The organism is Brachybacterium sp., assembly GCF_052095815.1.
Lineage (GTDB): Bacteria > Actinomycetota > Actinomycetes > Actinomycetales > Dermabacteraceae > Brachybacterium.
In genome coordinates, this window is the sequence record NZ_JBQDLF010000003.1 from 61,613 (window position 1) to 77,938 (window position 16,326).

The 16,326-nt window shown below is 69.1% G+C and carries 15 protein-coding genes; 7 read left to right on the top strand and 8 right to left on the bottom strand.

What is annotated here, in order from left to right:
- The first annotated feature begins 109 nt into the window (after positions 1–109).
- Positions 110–859 carry an ABC transporter ATP-binding protein gene (locus ACTH43_RS02070; protein ID WP_441443264.1) on the top strand — a complete coding sequence of 250 codons (750 nt, stop codon included), beginning with the start codon at positions 110–112 and terminating at the stop codon, positions 857–859.
- Positions 859–3,372 (top strand): ABC transporter permease, encoded by a 2,514-nt coding sequence (locus ACTH43_RS02075; RefSeq protein ID WP_441443265.1) that lies wholly within the window; start codon positions 859–861, stop codon positions 3,370–3,372. Before ACTH43_RS02070 ends, ACTH43_RS02075 begins: the two co-directional genes overlap by 1 nt.
- Positions 3,373–3,619: 247 nt before the next feature.
- On the opposite strand, the gene ACTH43_RS02080 is transcribed toward ACTH43_RS02075, so the two are convergent.
- A complete protein-coding gene (locus ACTH43_RS02080; RefSeq protein WP_441443266.1) occupies positions 3,620–4,072 on the bottom strand; it encodes a hypothetical protein in 453 nt (150 codons plus the stop codon).
- A 386-nt stretch (positions 4,073–4,458) separates the two neighbouring features.
- Between ACTH43_RS02080 and ACTH43_RS02085 the strand changes: the two genes are divergently transcribed.
- Positions 4,459–4,707: a WhiB family transcriptional regulator gene (locus ACTH43_RS02085; protein WP_299304496.1), complete on the top strand. Its 249-nt coding sequence runs from the start codon at positions 4,459–4,461 to the stop codon at positions 4,705–4,707.
- 116 nt (positions 4,708–4,823) lie between these two features.
- On the opposite strand, the gene ACTH43_RS02090 is transcribed toward ACTH43_RS02085, so the two are convergent.
- The gene (locus ACTH43_RS02090) at positions 4,824–6,317 is read right to left on the bottom strand and encodes a sensor histidine kinase (RefSeq protein WP_441443267.1); all 1,494 of its coding nucleotides are present in this window, start codon (positions 6,315–6,317) and stop codon (positions 4,824–4,826) included.
- Positions 6,318–6,425: 108 nt separating this feature from the next.
- On the opposite strand from ACTH43_RS02090, the gene ACTH43_RS02095 reads away from it, so the two are divergent.
- The gene (locus ACTH43_RS02095) at positions 6,426–6,932 is read left to right on the top strand and encodes a DUF2505 domain-containing protein (RefSeq protein WP_441443268.1); all 507 of its coding nucleotides are present in this window, start codon (positions 6,426–6,428) and stop codon (positions 6,930–6,932) included.
- Positions 6,933–6,951: 19 nt separating this feature from the next.
- Here ACTH43_RS02095 and ACTH43_RS02100 read toward each other — a convergent pair whose 3' ends face one another.
- Genes ACTH43_RS02100 through ACTH43_RS02110 form a run of 3 tightly spaced genes read right to left on the bottom strand, consistent with a single transcriptional unit; the run spans position 6,952 to position 9,294 of the window.
- The gene (locus ACTH43_RS02100; protein ID WP_441443269.1) at positions 6,952–7,437 is read right to left on the bottom strand and encodes a DUF6912 family protein; all 486 of its coding nucleotides are present in this window, start codon (positions 7,435–7,437) and stop codon (positions 6,952–6,954) included.
- 16 nt (positions 7,438–7,453) lie between these two features.
- Positions 7,454–8,656, bottom strand: coding sequence for an AAA family ATPase (locus ACTH43_RS02105; RefSeq protein WP_441443270.1), 1,203 nt, complete (start codon positions 8,654–8,656; stop codon positions 7,454–7,456).
- Positions 8,653–9,294 (bottom strand): SAF domain-containing protein, encoded by a 642-nt coding sequence (locus ACTH43_RS02110; RefSeq protein ID WP_441443271.1) that lies wholly within the window; start codon positions 9,292–9,294, stop codon positions 8,653–8,655. Before ACTH43_RS02110 ends, ACTH43_RS02105 begins: the two co-directional genes overlap by 4 nt.
- 219 nt (positions 9,295–9,513) lie before the next feature.
- Here ACTH43_RS02110 and ACTH43_RS02115 point away from each other — a divergent pair, with 219 nt between their 5' ends.
- On the top strand, positions 9,514–9,753 hold the full coding sequence (locus ACTH43_RS02115) for a helix-turn-helix domain-containing protein (protein ID WP_441443272.1): 240 nt from the start codon (positions 9,514–9,516) through the stop codon (positions 9,751–9,753).
- A gap of 41 nt (positions 9,754–9,794) precedes the next feature.
- Here ACTH43_RS02115 and ACTH43_RS02120 read toward each other — a convergent pair whose 3' ends face one another.
- Positions 9,795–10,340 (bottom strand): hypothetical protein, encoded by a 546-nt coding sequence (locus ACTH43_RS02120; RefSeq protein WP_441443273.1) that lies wholly within the window; start codon positions 10,338–10,340, stop codon positions 9,795–9,797.
- Positions 10,341–10,599: 259 nt separating this feature from the next.
- On the opposite strand from ACTH43_RS02120, the gene ACTH43_RS02125 reads away from it, so the two are divergent.
- Positions 10,600–11,493 (top strand): LysM peptidoglycan-binding domain-containing protein, encoded by an 894-nt coding sequence (locus ACTH43_RS02125; protein ID WP_441443274.1) that lies wholly within the window; start codon positions 10,600–10,602, stop codon positions 11,491–11,493.
- Positions 11,490–11,891: an Rv3235 family protein gene (locus ACTH43_RS02130; protein WP_441443275.1), complete on the top strand. Its 402-nt coding sequence runs from the start codon at positions 11,490–11,492 to the stop codon at positions 11,889–11,891. Before ACTH43_RS02125 ends, ACTH43_RS02130 begins: the two co-directional genes overlap by 4 nt.
- 1 nt (position 11,892) lies before the next feature.
- On the opposite strand, the gene secA is transcribed toward ACTH43_RS02130, so the two are convergent.
- A complete protein-coding gene (gene secA / locus ACTH43_RS02135) occupies positions 11,893–14,910 on the bottom strand; it encodes a preprotein translocase subunit SecA (RefSeq protein WP_441443276.1) in 3,018 nt (1,005 codons plus the stop codon).
- 113 nt (positions 14,911–15,023) lie between these two features.
- Positions 15,024–16,286, bottom strand: coding sequence for a winged helix-turn-helix domain-containing protein (locus tag ACTH43_RS02140; protein WP_441443277.1), 1,263 nt, complete (start codon positions 16,284–16,286; stop codon positions 15,024–15,026).
- Between the last annotated feature and the right edge of the window lie 40 nt (positions 16,287–16,326).

A 16,326-nucleotide genomic window follows, 5' to 3' on the forward strand; every position in this document is an offset into this window, starting at 1 on the left:
GCTCCAGGTCGTTCCAGACCTCCGACAGCGCGACCACAGGCTGACGCGGCAGCATCCCCCGCCACGGGATCATCGATCACGACCGCTTACCTCCTCGTGAAGGACTCCGATGACTTCCCAGCCACTCGCCGTGCCCTCCTCCGGCGGCACCGCCGCTGCGGCCCCTGCACCGCCCGCCATCACCGCCCGCGCCGTCACCCGCACCTACGGCACCGGGGCCGGGATCGTGACCGCTCTGGATGCCGTGGACCTCGAAATAGCCCGCGCGGAGTTCACCGCCATCATGGGCCCCTCCGGGTCTGGGAAGTCCACGCTGCTGCACACCCTGGCGGGACTCGACGACGTCGACCACGGATCCATCAGCATCGATGGCACCGAGATCACCGCGCTCGGCGATGACGCCCTCACCAAGCTCCGCCGGGAACGCATCGGCTTCGTGTTCCAGTCCTTCAACCTGCTTCCGATGCTCACCGCCGAGCAGAACATCCTGCTGCCCCTGGAGCTGGCCGGGAAGCGCGTGGACCGCACCTGGTTGGACACCATCACCTCCGCCTTCGGGATCACCGACCGGCTCTCCCATCTGCCCTCGCAGCTCTCCGGCGGTCAGGTGCAGCGCGTCGCCATCGCCCGCGCCCTGGTCACCTCCCCCGCCGTGGTCTTCGCCGATGAGCCCACCGGCAACCTCGACTCCCGCACCACCGAGGAGGTCCTGGAGTTCCTGCGGCTCTCGGTGGACCAGTTCGGCCAGACGGTCGTCATGGTCACCCATGAGCGGGACGCCGCCGAGCGCGCGGACCGCATCATCACGCTGGCCGACGGCCGGATCGCCCGTGACGAGGATCTGCGGGGCGAGCGCTGATGGCCCTGCGCACTCCGGTGAAGCTCACTCCGCTGCGAAGGCACCTCGCGGCCGTCGTCACCATCGCCCTGTCCTGTGCTTTCGTCGCCGTGATGGTGCTGGCCGGGAACCTCATGCAGGCCTCGTTGCGCTCACAGGCCTCCCAGCAGTACGAGGGCGCGGACCTCGAGATCGTTCGCCCGCTGACCGATGAGCAGTGGATGACCGAGGCGCCGCTCGAGGCACCGCAGGTCGAGGGAGCCGACGCCGTGTGGCCCCAGCTGCAGGAGTACTTCGAGCTCACCTCCGCGGAGGGTGACAGCAGTTTCCTCTCGCTCTCCCTGCTGCCGCCGGGGCAGCCGGAGGCAGACTCCATGCAGGAGGGCGTCCTGCCCGCCTCGAGCACGGAGATCGTGCTCGACACCGCCGCGGTGGAACAGCTCGGCGTCGACCTCGGGGACACCGTCACGGTGCCGGCCGAGTGGACTCCGAGCAACCAGGAGCTCCCGCTGACGGTCGTCGGCATCGCCTCCGCCCCGCAGGGTGCCGTCTTCGGCGGCACGCCACGGGTGCTGATCTCCGAGGCCACTGCCGTCGACCTGCTCGGGCCGAATGCCGGCACCATCACCGAGACCTGGCTCGCCACCGTGGCCGAGGGCACGGACCCTGCCGCTGTCGCATCCGCGGCGACGACGGACGACCAGAGCGTGCGCACCGTCGAGGAGGCCGAGGACGCGGCCGCCGGGCAGTTCCTGGGCGACTTCGCGGCCCTGGGGATGGTGCTCGCCGTCTTCGTGGTGATCGCCCTGTTCACCAGCGCCGTGGTCATCGCGAACACCTTCGCCGTGACCATCGCCCAGCGCACCAGGAGCCTGGCGCTGCTGCGCACCCTCGGGGCGACGCGCTCGCAGGTGCGCGGCGTCGTGCTGCGGGAGTCGCTGAGCGTCGGCCTGATCGGTGCCGCGGCGGGCATGATCGGCGGGCATCTCCTGGTGCAGCTCGCACTGGCGATATCCGCCGGCGTCGGCTGGCTGGACGGCGTGATGCTGGTGCCCTTCAGCCTCTGGTCCCTCCTGCTGCCGTTGCTCGCCGGCGTGGCGATCACGCTGCTCGCGAGCCTCGCCCCCATGCGGTCGGCCACCAGGGTGGCACCCCTGCAGGCGCTGCGCCCGGTCCCTCCCGCGATACATCACGGCATCGGCCTGCGAGGTGCCCTCGGCCTGGGCGCCGTCATCCTCGGCATCGCCGTCATGGCCGGAGGCACCGCCCTGGCCATGAACGGCAACGCCACGATCGGCATCCTGCTGGCGATGCTCGGCGGCGTGGTCAGCTTCACCGGCATCCTGCTCTCGCTGGTCGTCCTCACCCGGCCCCTCTCGGCCCTCGTCGGCCGCATCATGGGCAGGGTCGGCGGACTCCCGGCGCGGATCGCGAGCGCGAACGTCGCCCGCAATCCGCGGCGCAGCGCAGCCACGATCGCCGCCCTCCTGATCGGCACCACGCTCATGACGATGATGGCCGTCGGAGCCCGCACCGCCGAAGCGACGCTCATCTCGGAGCTCGATTCACGGCGCCCGATCGACATGGTCATCTCCGCCGAGGAGGTGCCCGATGATGCCTTGGAGCAGGTCCTCGCCCTGGATGGCATCGACACCGCCCAAGAGGGGAGCCGCGGGGACATCCAGGTGGGCGTCCCCGAGCCGATGACCCTCTATGGCATCTCCCGCGATGCGGTGCGGGAGACCTCGCACCGACCGGGCATGGCCGATGAGCTCGTGGACGGCGTGGTGCTGCTGGGTCAGGAGCGCTCCGAGCGCTTCGGCGTCACCGATGGTCAGATTCTTCAGGTCGAGGGCGCCGACGGCGCTGTGCACGAGCTGCGGGTCCAGATCGATGCCAACCTGCAGCTGTCCTTCGTGAGCCCGGCGACGTTCGAGGAGATCGTGGGGGACGAGGCCACGACGGCGATCTTCGGCGACTTCGCCGATCCCGGCACGCCCGAGCGGGAGGGTGTGGAGGCTCTCGACCTGGTGGGAGCTGTCGACGAGGTGCTGATGGGCGAGGGCTTCTCAGAGGCCTCCGCCGACTTCGGCGGGATGGAACGGGAGGCCTACGGCCAGATCCTCACCATCCTGCTGGGGATCACCGTCGGCCTGCTCGCAGTCGCCGTGCTCGTGGCCCTGGTGGGTGTCGCCAACACGCTGAGCCTCGGCGTCATCGAGCGCACCGGGGAGAACGCCCTGCTGCGAGCGCTGGGCACCACTCGCGGCCAGATGCGCGCGATGCTCGGCTGGGAGGGTGTGCTGCTGGCGCTGGTCGGTGCGGTGCTGGGCATCGTGATCGGCAGCGCCTACGGGATCCTGGGTATCAACGCCCTGCTGGGGTCCGCGTATCCCGTCACGATGACGATCCCGTGGGGGCAGGTCGGCCTGGTGCTGCTGCTGGCCAGCATCGCCGGTGCTCTCGCCTCGGTTCTCCCCGGGCGCACCGCCGCCCGGACGGCACCCGCCGCGGCCCTCGCGGACAACGAATGAGCCGCTGAGGGGGCTGCAGAGGTCCCTACGCTGAGGTCCCTGCACAGTCCAGGCCCTGCTCCGGAGTGCTCCGGGGCAGGGCCTGGGCTGTGTCTGGGCTGTGCCCCTCTGTTCTCTCACCGCGGGTCGTCGTTCGCCGCGGGTCGTCGTTCACCGCGCGTCGTCGTTCTCTCCTCGAGGGTCGGCCGCTGCTCGCTTCGGAGGCTCGCCGCCACCGCTCACGGCTGCGCGGCGCAGCGGCCAGTCCTCAGTCGCCGCGGTGCGGCAGGGGTGTGGAGTGGACCAGTCGAGTCAGCAGCACGAACAGCGTGATCGCGAGGATCAGTGCGAGGGTGCCCTGCCAGTACATGGAGGCGTTGAGCATGCTCGCCCCCACCAGGGCCTGGAAGAGCTGCCAGGTGATGCCCCATCCGAGTCCGAAGCGGCCCCTGAGGAGGATCGAGCGCGCGGCCAGTGCGAGCAGCAGCGCGAACAGGAGCAGGAAGACCCCGAGGCCTATCCCGAGGCGGGTGTGCAGGCCGCCGCCGGCGACCACGACGAAGCAGTAGGTGGCGGCCGATGCGAGCAGCAGCGCCTCGATGCCCAGCAGCAGGGCGACGATCGGGCGGCTGCGAGGGCTCGGATCCGGGCCGTCCTCAGATCCGCGAGCGCGGTCGTCTCGAGAGCCTCCGCGCGTGGAGGTATGGGATTCGGTGGGCATGAGGGCACTGTAATCTCCGCGCCTGTGCCGGGACGTCACCTCCCCGGCCTCGTCATTCCTCGAGCCCGCCGACGCCCGCACAGGCAGCTTCTGAAGCACCTTCCGCACCCGGATGCAACGCCTTCGTGCCCGGCATCACGCCTGCTGCGGCCCGGACTCAGACGGTGTGGGAAGTGCCACCAGGCTTGCCCATCCTGGCCCTTGTCGAGTTCCCGACCGCCCCAGAGAATGGAGATCGGCTCGTCGGGCTGATGGACATCGCGGGAGCATCCGCTCCCCGTCCTGCCCCGAAGAGCCAGAGACCCGAGAACGCCCCGTTGAGGGTGACCCTCGCCGCGCCACGCCCCACGGGGCGGGGCGGGGCGTCCTGGAAAGAGAGAGTGACGATGGACTGGCGCCACCGTGCCGAGTGCCTCAAGCATGATCCCGAGCTGTTCTTCCCGATCGGGAACACCGGACCGGCGATCACCCAGATCCAGGAAGCGAAGGCGGTGTGCCAGGGCTGTGACGTCATGACAGCCTGCCTCAAGTTCGCGCTCGAGACCGGCCAGGATTCTGGCGTCTGGGGCGGACTCTCCGAGGATGAGCGCCGTTCCCTGAAGCGCCGGAACGCCCGCGCCCGACGCGCAAGCTGATTTCTCCGTCCTGCGGCGCCCCCCTCTGAGCGTGGCGCCGCAGGACCCAGTTGCGCTTCCTGACCGACGCCCCCGGCTGGCTCCTGCCCGGTCCTCGGCTCGTGAGCGGTCCCCGCTCAGATCGTGAGCGGATCCAGGTAGACCTCGACCATCGCCCTGGTCCCGCCTTCCGGGCGGTCCTCCCAGGTGAGCGTCCCGCCGAGCTGGCCCTGCACCAGGGTCAGGGCGATGTTCGTGCCCAGCCCCGTCGGCTTCGCAGCCCCCATGCCCATACCGTCATCCTCGATGGAGATGACGAGATGGGATCCGGTGCGATCGCTGCGGATGGTGAGCGTCCCCCCGGTCTCGGAGAGCCCATGCTCGACCGCATTGGTCGCAAGCTCGGTGACCACCAGAGCCAACGGCGTCGCCTCCTCCGCCCGGATGGACCCCACCCGGCCGATCTTCTGCGTGCGCACCTCGACCTGGCTGTCGGTCAGCTGCGGGGTCCCCGCGCGATGGACGGATGCGCTCGCTGCATCCACTGCCAGCCGCAGGCAGCGGTCGATGACCTCGTCGAAGTGGACGGCCTCCTGAGATCCCTGGAGCAGGGACTCATGGACCAGGGCGATGGTCGAGACTCGGCGCATCGCTTCGGCCAGCGCCTCCCGCGCCTCATCCGTCTTCATACGTCGTGACTGCATCCGCAGCAGCGCAGCCACCGTCTGCAGATTGTTCTTCACCCGGTGGTGCACCTCGCGGATGGTCGCGTCCTTGGTGATCAGCTCACGCTCGCGGCGACGCAGCTCGGTCACGTCCCGCACCAGGATCACCGCACCGGTGCGGCGGCCCTGCTCGGTCAGCGGCACTGCTCGCAGGGAGAGGGTCCCCCCGCGCGCTTCCATGTCGGAGCGCCAGGCGGCGCGACCCATCAGCACCAGCGGCAGGGATTCATCGACCGGGGAACGGGACTGGAGCATCTCGGTGGACAGTTCGGCGAGCGTGATGCCCTCCATGTCCCCTGCGATGCCGAAACGATGGAAGGCCGAGCGTGCATTCGGTGAGGTCCACTGGACGATCCCGGACTCATCGAGCTCGACCACCCCGTCCCCGACCCGGGGCGCACCGCGCCGGGGCGGGATCGGTGCACCCGCGATCGGGAAGGCACCGTTCTCGAGCATCCGCAGCAGGCGGTGGCCCAGCGCACGCTGGTGGATCTCGTTGTCGGACGGCTGATGGTCCGCCTCGGGGACCTCGGCGGCCAGCGCGGCGAGGGTGCGGCCGTTCTTGCGCACCGGGACCAGGGTCCCCATCGCCCGACGTCCTTCTCGTTCGATCTCGGTGGTGACACGGAGCGGGTCCCCTCCGGCCAGCAGCCGCGCGATCTCGGTGCCCTGTTCACCGCCGTCGCTCGTGGTGCCGACGGGATCCTCGTAGTAGACGGTCGGACCGGTGGCAGGACGGCAGTGCGCGACAGCCAGCGGACCGTCATCCTCCTGGATCCACAGCACGAGGTCGGCACGCAGAAGGTCGGACAGCAGGTTCCAGTCACCGACCAGGTGCTGCAACCAGTCCGCTTCCTTCTCGGAGAGACCACGGTTGTCGGCGAGGAACTTGGACAGGCTCGGCATGGGAACAGGATAGGCGTCCGCGTCACCTGGCCGGTGACCGTCCCACCGGCGAGCGGCTCCTCCGCACTGTTCTAGGCTGGGCCCGAACCGTTCCGAGGAAGGACCAGGATGAAGCTTCGCGAGACTTTGAACCTCCCGCTGTCCGCACGCGCCGCTGCGGAGATGTACGCCGATCCGGAGTACACCGGGATCCGCCGGCGCACGCTCGGCGCCGCACAGGCAAAATCCACCCTGGAGGGGGACCCTGCCGGTTCCTTCACCGTGCGCACCGAGCTGTCGATGCCGACCGACCGGGTGCCGGACATGGTGCGGCCCTTCGTCGGCTCCTCGGTCACCATTCGTGAGGAGCAGTCCTGGTCCGCGCCCGAGCAGGACGGCAGCCGCCGAGGCACCATGCACCTAGACGTCGTCGGCACTCCCGCCGGACTCACCGCGACGCTGCGCCTCACCCCCACCGGAGAATCGACCAGCACGGTCGAAATCGACGGCGATCTGGTCGCGAAGGTCCCGCTGCTGGGGCCGCGCCTGGAGAAGGCGGCGATCCCCTACGTCTCTACAGTGCTCCGCGCCGAAGAGCGCTCAGCGTCGACCTATCTCGAGTCGACGACCCGCTGAGCGACCCCTCCAAGGACGGTCAGCTCTTCGTTGCGGCGTCTGTAGCTGCGACGTCCGAGGCGGCGGCGTCCAGATAGTCCAGGGCGTCGGTCGCCTCGCTGGTGTCGAACCACAGCAGGGCGGGATCCGTGTCGTCAGCATGCGCAGCCGCCGCATCCTGCTCGGTGACATGAAGGCTCGCGATCCTGGCAGAGGTCGCTTCCCTCAGGACGACTCCGAAGACTCCACTGTCCTCGGCTCCGGGCGACAATGCGCCGTCGGGCACATCTGCGGCGATCACGAGCGCCCTCGCGCTGCTCCGTCCCGTGCTGAAGGCGACATGGACCGCGTCCTGGAGAGCGTCGTACTCGAGGTCCTCCTCGTCCTCGCCGGAGCGGTCTGCACGCGCTTCGACGGTGACCGCCCAGGCGGTGCGGCCCGCCTCGAGATCGAGTCGGGCGCCTGCGCCCTCGAGCGTGCGTCGGTCCTGGTCGGTCAGCGGCAGGTAGATCCTCATGGAGGTCATCTTCTCACCGGCTCCCTCAGCCTCGTGCCGGAACACCCTGGCCGCGCAGAACAGGAGAGGCCGCGATATCCCGCAGCCCCTTGCGCAGCGCCGAACGTGGAGCAATCTCGGCGAGCAGAGCCCCGTCCCAGCCCGCGGTCCGGCAGGCGATCGGATCATCGGGCAGCAGGTTCAGGGAGGCGACCGGGATCCGCGAGGCGATCAGGTCCCGCACCCGGTCACCCGGAACCGGCGCCCCCACCCGGTTGACCACGACATGGAGCTCTCTCACCCCCAGCTCCTCCAGCCTGGTGTGCTCGCGGAGCAATCGGGTGATGCTGATGGGATCGGCGGTGACCACCGCGATCACCGCGTCGGCCGCCTCGATCGCGCTGATCGCCGCGGCGTTGCGCTGCGGTGCGGCGGTGTCGTAGCTGAGCTCCTCGTCCTCCTCCAGCACCGGACCGATATCGGCGAGCACGAGCCCGCCTCGTCTCGCCAGCGCTCCCCAGACGCCTTCCATCGAGGTTCGGCGCAGCTCTGCCCAGCGGCCGGGGACCCCGATCCCGCTGAGCAGGTGCAGGTGGGGCTGGACCAGCGGCAGCAAGGACTCCAGGGTCTCCTCGTCCAGGGTGTCGCGGTCATGGGCACGTGCCGCGGCCACCAGACCGGGCGCCTCATCCAGCACTCCGAGCAGCTGGCTCTGCGAGGGGCCATAGGTGTCTGCGTCGACCAGGACCGTGTCCTCCCCGCTCGCTGCAGCCTCGGCGGCCAGGTTGACCGCGATCAGGGATCGGCCGGGGGACCCCGTCGGCCCCCACACCGCCACCAGCCGACCTGTCGGCACATCCTCGAGGTCCGACGCCTCCTGCACCCAGGAGTCCGCCTGCTCCTGCTCCCCCGAGACTGCCGCGGAGACCGCGGCCAGGATCTCGTCGATCGAGGAATGGGCGGGGAGCACATGACGCAGTCCGAGCCCGGTCTTCTCCGCAGCCTCCTCGGATTGCAGTCCCACCACCGTGGCGTCCCGCATCATCGCAGCGATCGCATCGCGTCCCAAACCGCGGACCGACACGTCGATGAGCACCACGTCACCGATCCCCGCTGCAGTCACCGCGAGGGTCTCGGCGAGATCCGCGCATCGGCGCACCACCCGGGCCGTGCGGTCACGGTCCACCGCCAGGTCGTGCACGATGCGTACCTCATCGCTGCCCGAGGCGCAGAGCACGATGTCGATCATGGCGCGAGTCCATGGGCGCCGGGGACGCCGATCACGTCCAGCCGTTCATCTTTCGAGAGCACCTCGAGCACCGCTCCGACGCTGCCACTGGGCACCAGCACCTCGACGGCCATCGACCGCATGCCCAGCGAGCTGCCCTCATCGATGCGGCGGACCACGGCGTCGGGAACCAGCAGCACTGCCTGTGCGTCCTCGGAGTCAGCACTCGTGGGAGCGGTATGCCAGAGCTCCACGGTCGCACCGGGGACGACGGACTCTGCCACGGTCGCGTCGACCGGGATCACCACGGGTCTCAGCGTCACGTCAGCTGCCTGCCCGATCGCCGACATCGGGAGCAATTCCCCCTCATGCACGGTGCGGGTGGCGACCGCGCCGGCGGGGATCGACTCCACGTTCCCGGCGTAGAGAGCCGTCTGGTCCCCGAGCCTCATCTCCACGACCACCAGGTCCGCGGAGTCGATCGGGTCCCCGGGCACGATCGGAGAGCGGGTGACCAGGACCGGCGTCGTCTCGGAGAGTCGAGAGACCAGCAGGGCTCCCATCAGCACGCTGGCGACGACCAGGACGATCCCTACGATCAGACGCGGATCCTTCCATCGTGGTCGGCGCAGCCTCATCATCGGTGCGGTAGCCCCCACTGCCCTCTCCTGCCCCCTCGCTGGGATCCCGGGGTACCGGGACCTCCCGGGAGGTTACGACAGCAGGGGCTCCGATGGGGCCGATGCGGGAGCTTTGTGGATATCCGGGCCGCCGAGGCAGATGGATGGCGGCTGTCCACAGCGGGGAGGGCGGTCAGTGCCGAGGATGAGAGAATGGCCGGGCCTCACCTCCAGGTGCTCCGCTCGGAAGGATCGTCGATGTCGCCACGTTTCGTCCCGCTGTCTGATGTCGCGGAGATGCTCTCCATCTCCGCGTCGCAGGCGTACGCTCTGGTGCGCTCCGGGGAACTGCGGGCGATCAAGGTCGGCGGGCGGGGTCAGTGGCGGGTCGAGGTCACGGAGATCGAGTCATACATCCAGCGCAGCTACGAGGCGACCGCGAGCATCCTCGAGGAGGAGCGCCAGCGGGAGCAGCTGAAGGCTGGCGGGAAGAGCTGACCGCACAGCTCCTTGCAGGTCGGTCCTGCGACGCACGGAGTTCAGCGCGGCAGCACGGCCTGCAGCGCGGCGATCGCCACGGTGAGCCGTTCTGATCCGGGGACCAGCACCGATTCCCCGGTAGGCAGCGCATGGAGATCCAGCGTGTCAGCACCCACCGCCGCGATCCGACCGATCACTCCGCCGGCAGTGGTCTCCAGCCGCACGATGCTGCGATCCCTTGCGATCTCTCGCAGGACGGAGCCCAGACCGAGCGGCGATCGTAGCGACTCCTCGGGCAGCCGCGCCCTTGTGGGCAGCCCGTGCACGAGCGCGATCGCTCCGAGCGGGACCAGGATGCGCTGACCGCCCGCGCTGTCACGCAGTGCAACCCAGTCCGACCCCACCCCTTCGACGGTGCCATCGAGACGCAGCCCGGTACCGACGTGGAGCGTCAGCCGCTGCGTCCCCGCTCCCCGCAGCCGGTCGGCCAGTGTGAGCTGGGCACGCTCAGCCCGGGCCAGGTCCTCTGAGACTGCACGCATCTCCTGCTGCTCATGGTGGGCGAACCGTCCCTCGAGGTCTTCGAAGATCCGCTCGAATCGCATGGCGCCACTCTAGGCCCTGCCCGGTTCCGCACCCTGGCCCGAAGCTTCTCTGCGCCGACCCTGGGTCTCTCAGCGGCCGCCGGGGATCGTTCCTCCCCAGCTGCCGATCTTCCACATCTCACGGCGACGCCATTGCGTCCTGCATCACAACACGATAAATTGCTCCCAAGAAGCACTAGATGCATCAAACTGCACCAAACGACACCAACGGGACGGCGTCGCTCCCTGCAGCGACGGCCCATCACAGCCAGGGGCTTCCATGAAGGACGACACCACGGCGACGACGCCGGGACACACAGGGACCACGTTCCTGTGCATGCTGCTCGCGGCGAGCGGTACCGCCGGTATGACAGCCGCAACCGACTCGCTGCGCAGAACAGCAGAGACCTCCCACGCGGACCAGGCACTGATCGGCTGGGTGCTGGTCGTGCTCGCCGCACTGGGCGCTCTGCTCTGCCTCTATCTCACGGTCGTCTGGGGGCTCGCCACTGCCGTGCTCCTGGCTGGGCCCGCTACCCGCATCGGCACCGCCTCACTGGCTGCGCTGCGACTGCTCGCACCACGGCTCGCCCAGCGAGTGGCCACCGGGGCCGCAGTCGCGACGACGGCGACCGCCCTCGTGCTCGCCCCTGCGACGGCGAGCGAAGGACATCCCGCCTCCTCGGCTCTGAGCGAGCGGGCTCCCGCCCAGACCGCCCAGCTGCTGCCCACAGACGGCCCGCTTGCGGCTCCCTCACCGGAGCCCGCGGCATCAGGCTCTGCTGCCGGAAGTGACGCCGCCGAGAGCAGAGCGCTGCTGCCCCCGCTGGACTGGGCCGAGGAGCCCTCCGCCACCCAGCCGGCTCCCGACGGGTCAGCCTCGACCGTCTCCCCGGCCTCTGCGGCACCCACAGCGGCACCCGCAGAGGACGAGACGACGGACGAGACGACAATGTCCAGCCCGCACATCGTGATCGTGCGCAGCGGAGACAGCCTGTGGAGCATCACGGACGACCTGCTCTCTCCCAGAGCGACCGCTGCCGCGGAGATCTCCGCCTCATGGCCGCTGCTGCATGAGGCCAACTACGAGGTGATCGGGGCAGACCCGGATCACCTGGTCCCCGGGATGGAACTCACCGTCCCCCACGCACTGACCAACAAGGACATGCCATGAGTGCCACAGATCAGCGCCCCGCCGCCCAGGCCGCCAATGCCGAGACCTACGCCCCTGACGATCCGCGGGCGATAGAGCATCTGGTCGTGCCGGTGGCTCGGCGCGCTGTCGAGATCGTGCGCGACATGCGGCCGGAGAACTCACTGACCCGCCTGGTCACCCCTGAGATCAGCCAGCAGCTCGCGCGGCGCGCCGCACTGACCCGTCGGCTCCGGGCCACCACCGGCTTCGCGCCTGCACGACAGCTGATGGTGACCGGGGTGCGGATCTGCGTGGTCAACGATCACACCGTCGAAGCCAGCTGCGTGCTCAGAGAGCCCGACCGCGCACGATTCATGGCCATGCGCTGGGAGCTGCGGCACACGGGGTGGCGCGTGACGGTGCTGGAGATCGGCTGAGTCAGCGGCGGCGACGCCTCATCCTCCGCTGAGCCCGGTTCTGGCCCTCTCCCTGCGGCGCGCCCTCGGGCTTGTCCTGCACCTTGTCGCTCGCGACGGGGCTCGCCTCGCCGTTCTGGGCCTGGCGCGCCTGCCTGCGGCGCTGCGCCCGAGAAAGAGTCGAGGAGTCTTGGACGCCACTGCCCTCGGCAGAGGTGTATCGCAGCTGGCGCTCTCCCGGGCCATCATCCAGGCCCTTGGCACGCAGCACGACGCGACCTTCCTGCGCCAGCTTCTCCTCAGCGGGTGCGTCGCTCCCGCTGTCGTCGCTGTCAGTCTCGGCGTCGTCGGCCCCCTCCGAGCTCGACGACTCCGCCGGCTCTGCAGCAGCCTCCTCGGACTTCACAGACTTCACGGCCGGGGCGCGCTCGCTGCCGGCACCGGCACTCGCCGCCGCGCCGGTCGCGGCAGCTGCAGCAGCGACCTTCGAGGCACTGCGCAGCAGGTCGCTGACAGCCTTGGGCACCACGGGCTCGACCTTCTCGACCTGGACCTCGAGGTTGTAGACGTAGCCGACCACGTCCTCCTTCACGCCAGCCATCATGTCGTTGAACATGAGGTGGCCTTCGCGCTCGTACTCGATGAGCGGATCACGCTGGGCCATCGCCCGCAGGCCGATGCCCTCCTTGAGGTAGTCCATCTCGTAGAGGTGCTCACGCCAGCGTCGATCCATCACGGACAGCAGCACGCGGCGCTGCAGCTGCCGCAGTCCCTCGGCGCCCAGCTCGTCCTCGCGCTTCTCGTAGGCGACACGGGCATCGGCCAGGATCTCCTCCTTCAGCACCTTCGCCTCGAGGTTCTCCTTCCCGCCCACCTCCTCGATGAGCTCCTCGGCCGTGAGGGAGACCGGATATGCGGGTCGCAGGGCGCCCCACAGCTCCTCCAGATCGACATCCTCCGCAGGCTTGCCGCGGGTGTGGGCGTCGACGGTGCCTCCGATGACCTCTTCGATGAAGCGTTCGACGTGCTCGTCGAGGTCTTCACCCTCGAGGATCCGCGAACGCTCCTCGTAGAACTTCTTGCGCTGCTTGGTCAGCACATCGTCGTACTTCAGGACGTTCTTGCGGATCTCGGCGTTGCGCGACTCGATCGAGTTCTGCGCGCGCTGGATCGCGCCGGAGACCATGCGTCCGGTCAGCGGGATCGATTCGTCGACACCGCCGCGGGCCAGCAGGGACTCTGCCGCTCCGGAGTTGAACAGCCGCATCAGGTCGTCCTGGAGGGAGAGGTAGAAGCGGGACTCCCCCGGGTCTCCCTGTCGGCCGGAGCGGCCGCGCAGCTGATTGTCGATGCGGCGGGACTCGTGCCGTTCGGTGCCCAGCACGTACAGGCCACCGATCTCGACGACCTCGTCGTGCTGCTCGGCGACGGCCGCCTTGGCCCGCTCGAGCTCCTCGTCCCAGGCCTTCTCGTACGCGTCCCGGTCCTCCTCCGGATCCATGCCGCGCTTCTCGAGCTCGGCGTGGGCCATGAACTCGACGTTGCCACCGAGCATGATGTCGGTGCCGCGACCTGCCATGTTGGTGGCCACGGTGACGGAGCCCTTGGCGCCGGCCATGGCGACGATCGCGGCTTCTCCCGCGTGGTTCTTCGCGTTGAGCACCTCATGCTCGACGCCCTGGGCGGTGAGCAGCTTGGAGAGGTACTCAGACTTCTCGACGCTGGTGGTGCCCACGAGCACTGGCTGGCCCTTGTCGTGGCGCTCGACGATGTCCTCGACGACCGCTTCGAACTTCGCCTTCTCGGTGCGGTAGATGCGATCGGCTTCGTCCGCACGCTGCATCGGACGGTGCGTGGGGATCGGCACCACACCCAGGTTGTAGGTGTTCATGAACTCGGCGGCCTCGGTCTCGGCCGTGCCGGTCATGCCCGCAAGCTTCTCGTAGAGCTTGAAGTAGTTCTGGAGGGTGATCGTGGCGAGAGTCTGATTCTCCGCCTTGATCTTCACGCCCTCTTTCGCCTCGATCGCCTGATGCATGCCCTCGTTGTAGCGGCGACCGGCGAGGATGCGACCGGTGTGCTCATCGACGATCATCACCTCGCCGTTGAGGACCACATAGTCCTTGTCCTTCTTGAACAGCTCCTTGGCCTTGATGGCGTTGTTGAGGAAGCCGATCAGCGGGGTGTTCAGCGATTCGTAGAGGTTGTCGATCCCGAGATGGTCCTCGACCTTGTCGATCCCGGCCTCGAGCACGCCGACGGTGCGCTTCTTCTCGTCGACCTCGTAGTCACGATCCTGGCGCAGCAGCTTGACGACCTTCGCGAATTCGCTGAACCACTTGTTCGCGTCCCCGGAGCCGGGCCCGGAGATGATCAGCGGGGTGCGCGCCTCATCGATCAGGATCGAGTCGACCTCATCGACGATCGCGAAGCTGTGCCCTCGCTGGACCCTGTCCTCGGGCTTGAGGGACATGTTGTCGCGCAGGTAGTCGAAGCCGAACTCGTTGTTCGTGCCGTAGGTGATGTCGGCGTTGTACTGCTCGCGACGCTCGGCAGGGGTCATCCCGGATTTGATCACCCCGGTGGTCAGTCCCAGCGCGCGGAACACGCGGCCCATCAGGTCGCTCTGGTAGCCGGCGAGGTAGTCGTTCACGGTGATCACGTGCACGCCCTTGCCGGAGAGCGCGTTGAGGTACGCGGGGAGCGTCGCCACGAGAGTCTTGCCCTCACCGGTCTTCATCTCGGCGATGCGGCCCCGGTGCAGGGCCGCGCCACCCATGATCTGCACGTCGTACGGACGCTGGCCGAGCGTGCGGTGAGCCGCTTCGCGCACCGCGGCGAACGCCTCGACCATCACATCGTCTAGGGTCTCGCCGTCCTCGAGCCGTTCCTTGAAGTGGTCGGTCTCGGCACGGAGCTCGTCATCGCTGAGCTCGCTGAAGACGTCCCCCGCCTCTCCCACTCGCTGGGCGATGGCTTCGAGCCTGCGCACTTCCCGGCCTTCGCCGGCGCGCAGGATCTTGTCGAAGAGGTTGACCACTCGTGCTCCCGTAGATCTCGTGTACACCCCGTGGGGCGGCTGATGCCTGCCCCATCGTATGCGTCACCGCCCAGGAAGGTGACCACCTGCGCGCATCATCACCCGAAGCCGGTTCACCCGTGGACGGCCGCCGCGAGCTCGGGCGAGAGCTCCCCGGTCCCGGGCCCGGTGAGGACCTCGATCGTCTCAAGGCCCTGCCAGCGGGCGGCGCGCCGGAGCTCCTCGGCGAGCGCCGCGACGATCAGGTGGTCCTCCGGCCGCTGCCCGGTGGGCAGGTTGGGCAGCGGTTCACGGTAGGTGCCCCGCACCTCGAGCACGTCCCGGGCGCGATCCGCCCGCAGATCCACGCGCGCCGGGATGACGTCATCGAGCAGGAAGAGCAGCGAGTAGTAGCCGGTGGTGCGCCGTGCGGCAGGGGTGTAGATCCCGATGCGGTACTCCACATCGAAGAGATGCGCGAGTCGTGGGCGATGGAACACGATCGGGTCGAACGGGCTGACCAGTGCGGCGACGCGCAACGGGGCGGGGGCCGGGGCATCCCGGTGCAGCAGCATCCTCCGGCTGCCGGCGGGGTGGGAGACCTCGACCTCCTGCAGCTCGCCCTGGACGATCAGACGCTCGACGGCGGGAATGACTTCCCGCGTGCGAAGGCGGAAGTAGTCCGCCAGCGAGCCGACCTCGGCGATGCCCAGCGAGCAGGCCGCTCTCGAGGTGAGCTCTTCGATCGATGCTGTGTCCTCCCCTAGCTCCTCCTGAGGCGGTGGGGAGTCCTCCCCTGCGAGGGAGTACAGCCGCTCGAACTGCGACGAGCGGCCCACGCAGTCGAGGTCTCCGGTGCGGAACAGATACTCCACCGCCCATTGGGTGGCGGTGCGGCGCCACCCCCAGCCCTCTCCGCGCTCGGTGTCGCCCAGGTGCTTCGAGACGGTGGCCGCGCTGGCGGGCCCGATCTCCTCCAGCACCTCCCGGATCTGCGGGAACAGATGGGGTGAGGTCACAGCGATGTCCCGCAGCACTCCCCAGTCCTTCTCGGAGGTGGCCCGGCGACGGAAGGCCAGCAGGCGGTGAATCTCGGGAGAGGTGTAGGTGGCCTCATGCGCCAGGCTCTCCCGCAGAGTGCGTCGCGGCCCGGGACGGACGGAGTCCTCGAGCACGGAGGGGTCCCAGGGCCCGCTGCGGGTGAAGACGGGGAGGTGATGGGCGCGCGCGAACACGCTCACCGAATCGATCTGGAGCAGGTGGGTCCGCTCGAGGGTGCGTGCGAGCGCACGTCGGCTGGTCGCCATGGCCGGCATATCGTTGCGGCGGGCTCGCCCCATGCCTTGTGCCCGCAGGGCGATCCGGCGTGCACGGGTCCACGTGAGGGTCGAGCTCATCAGCGGGGTGCTCCTGCATGGTCGGCACGACAAGGGGCGG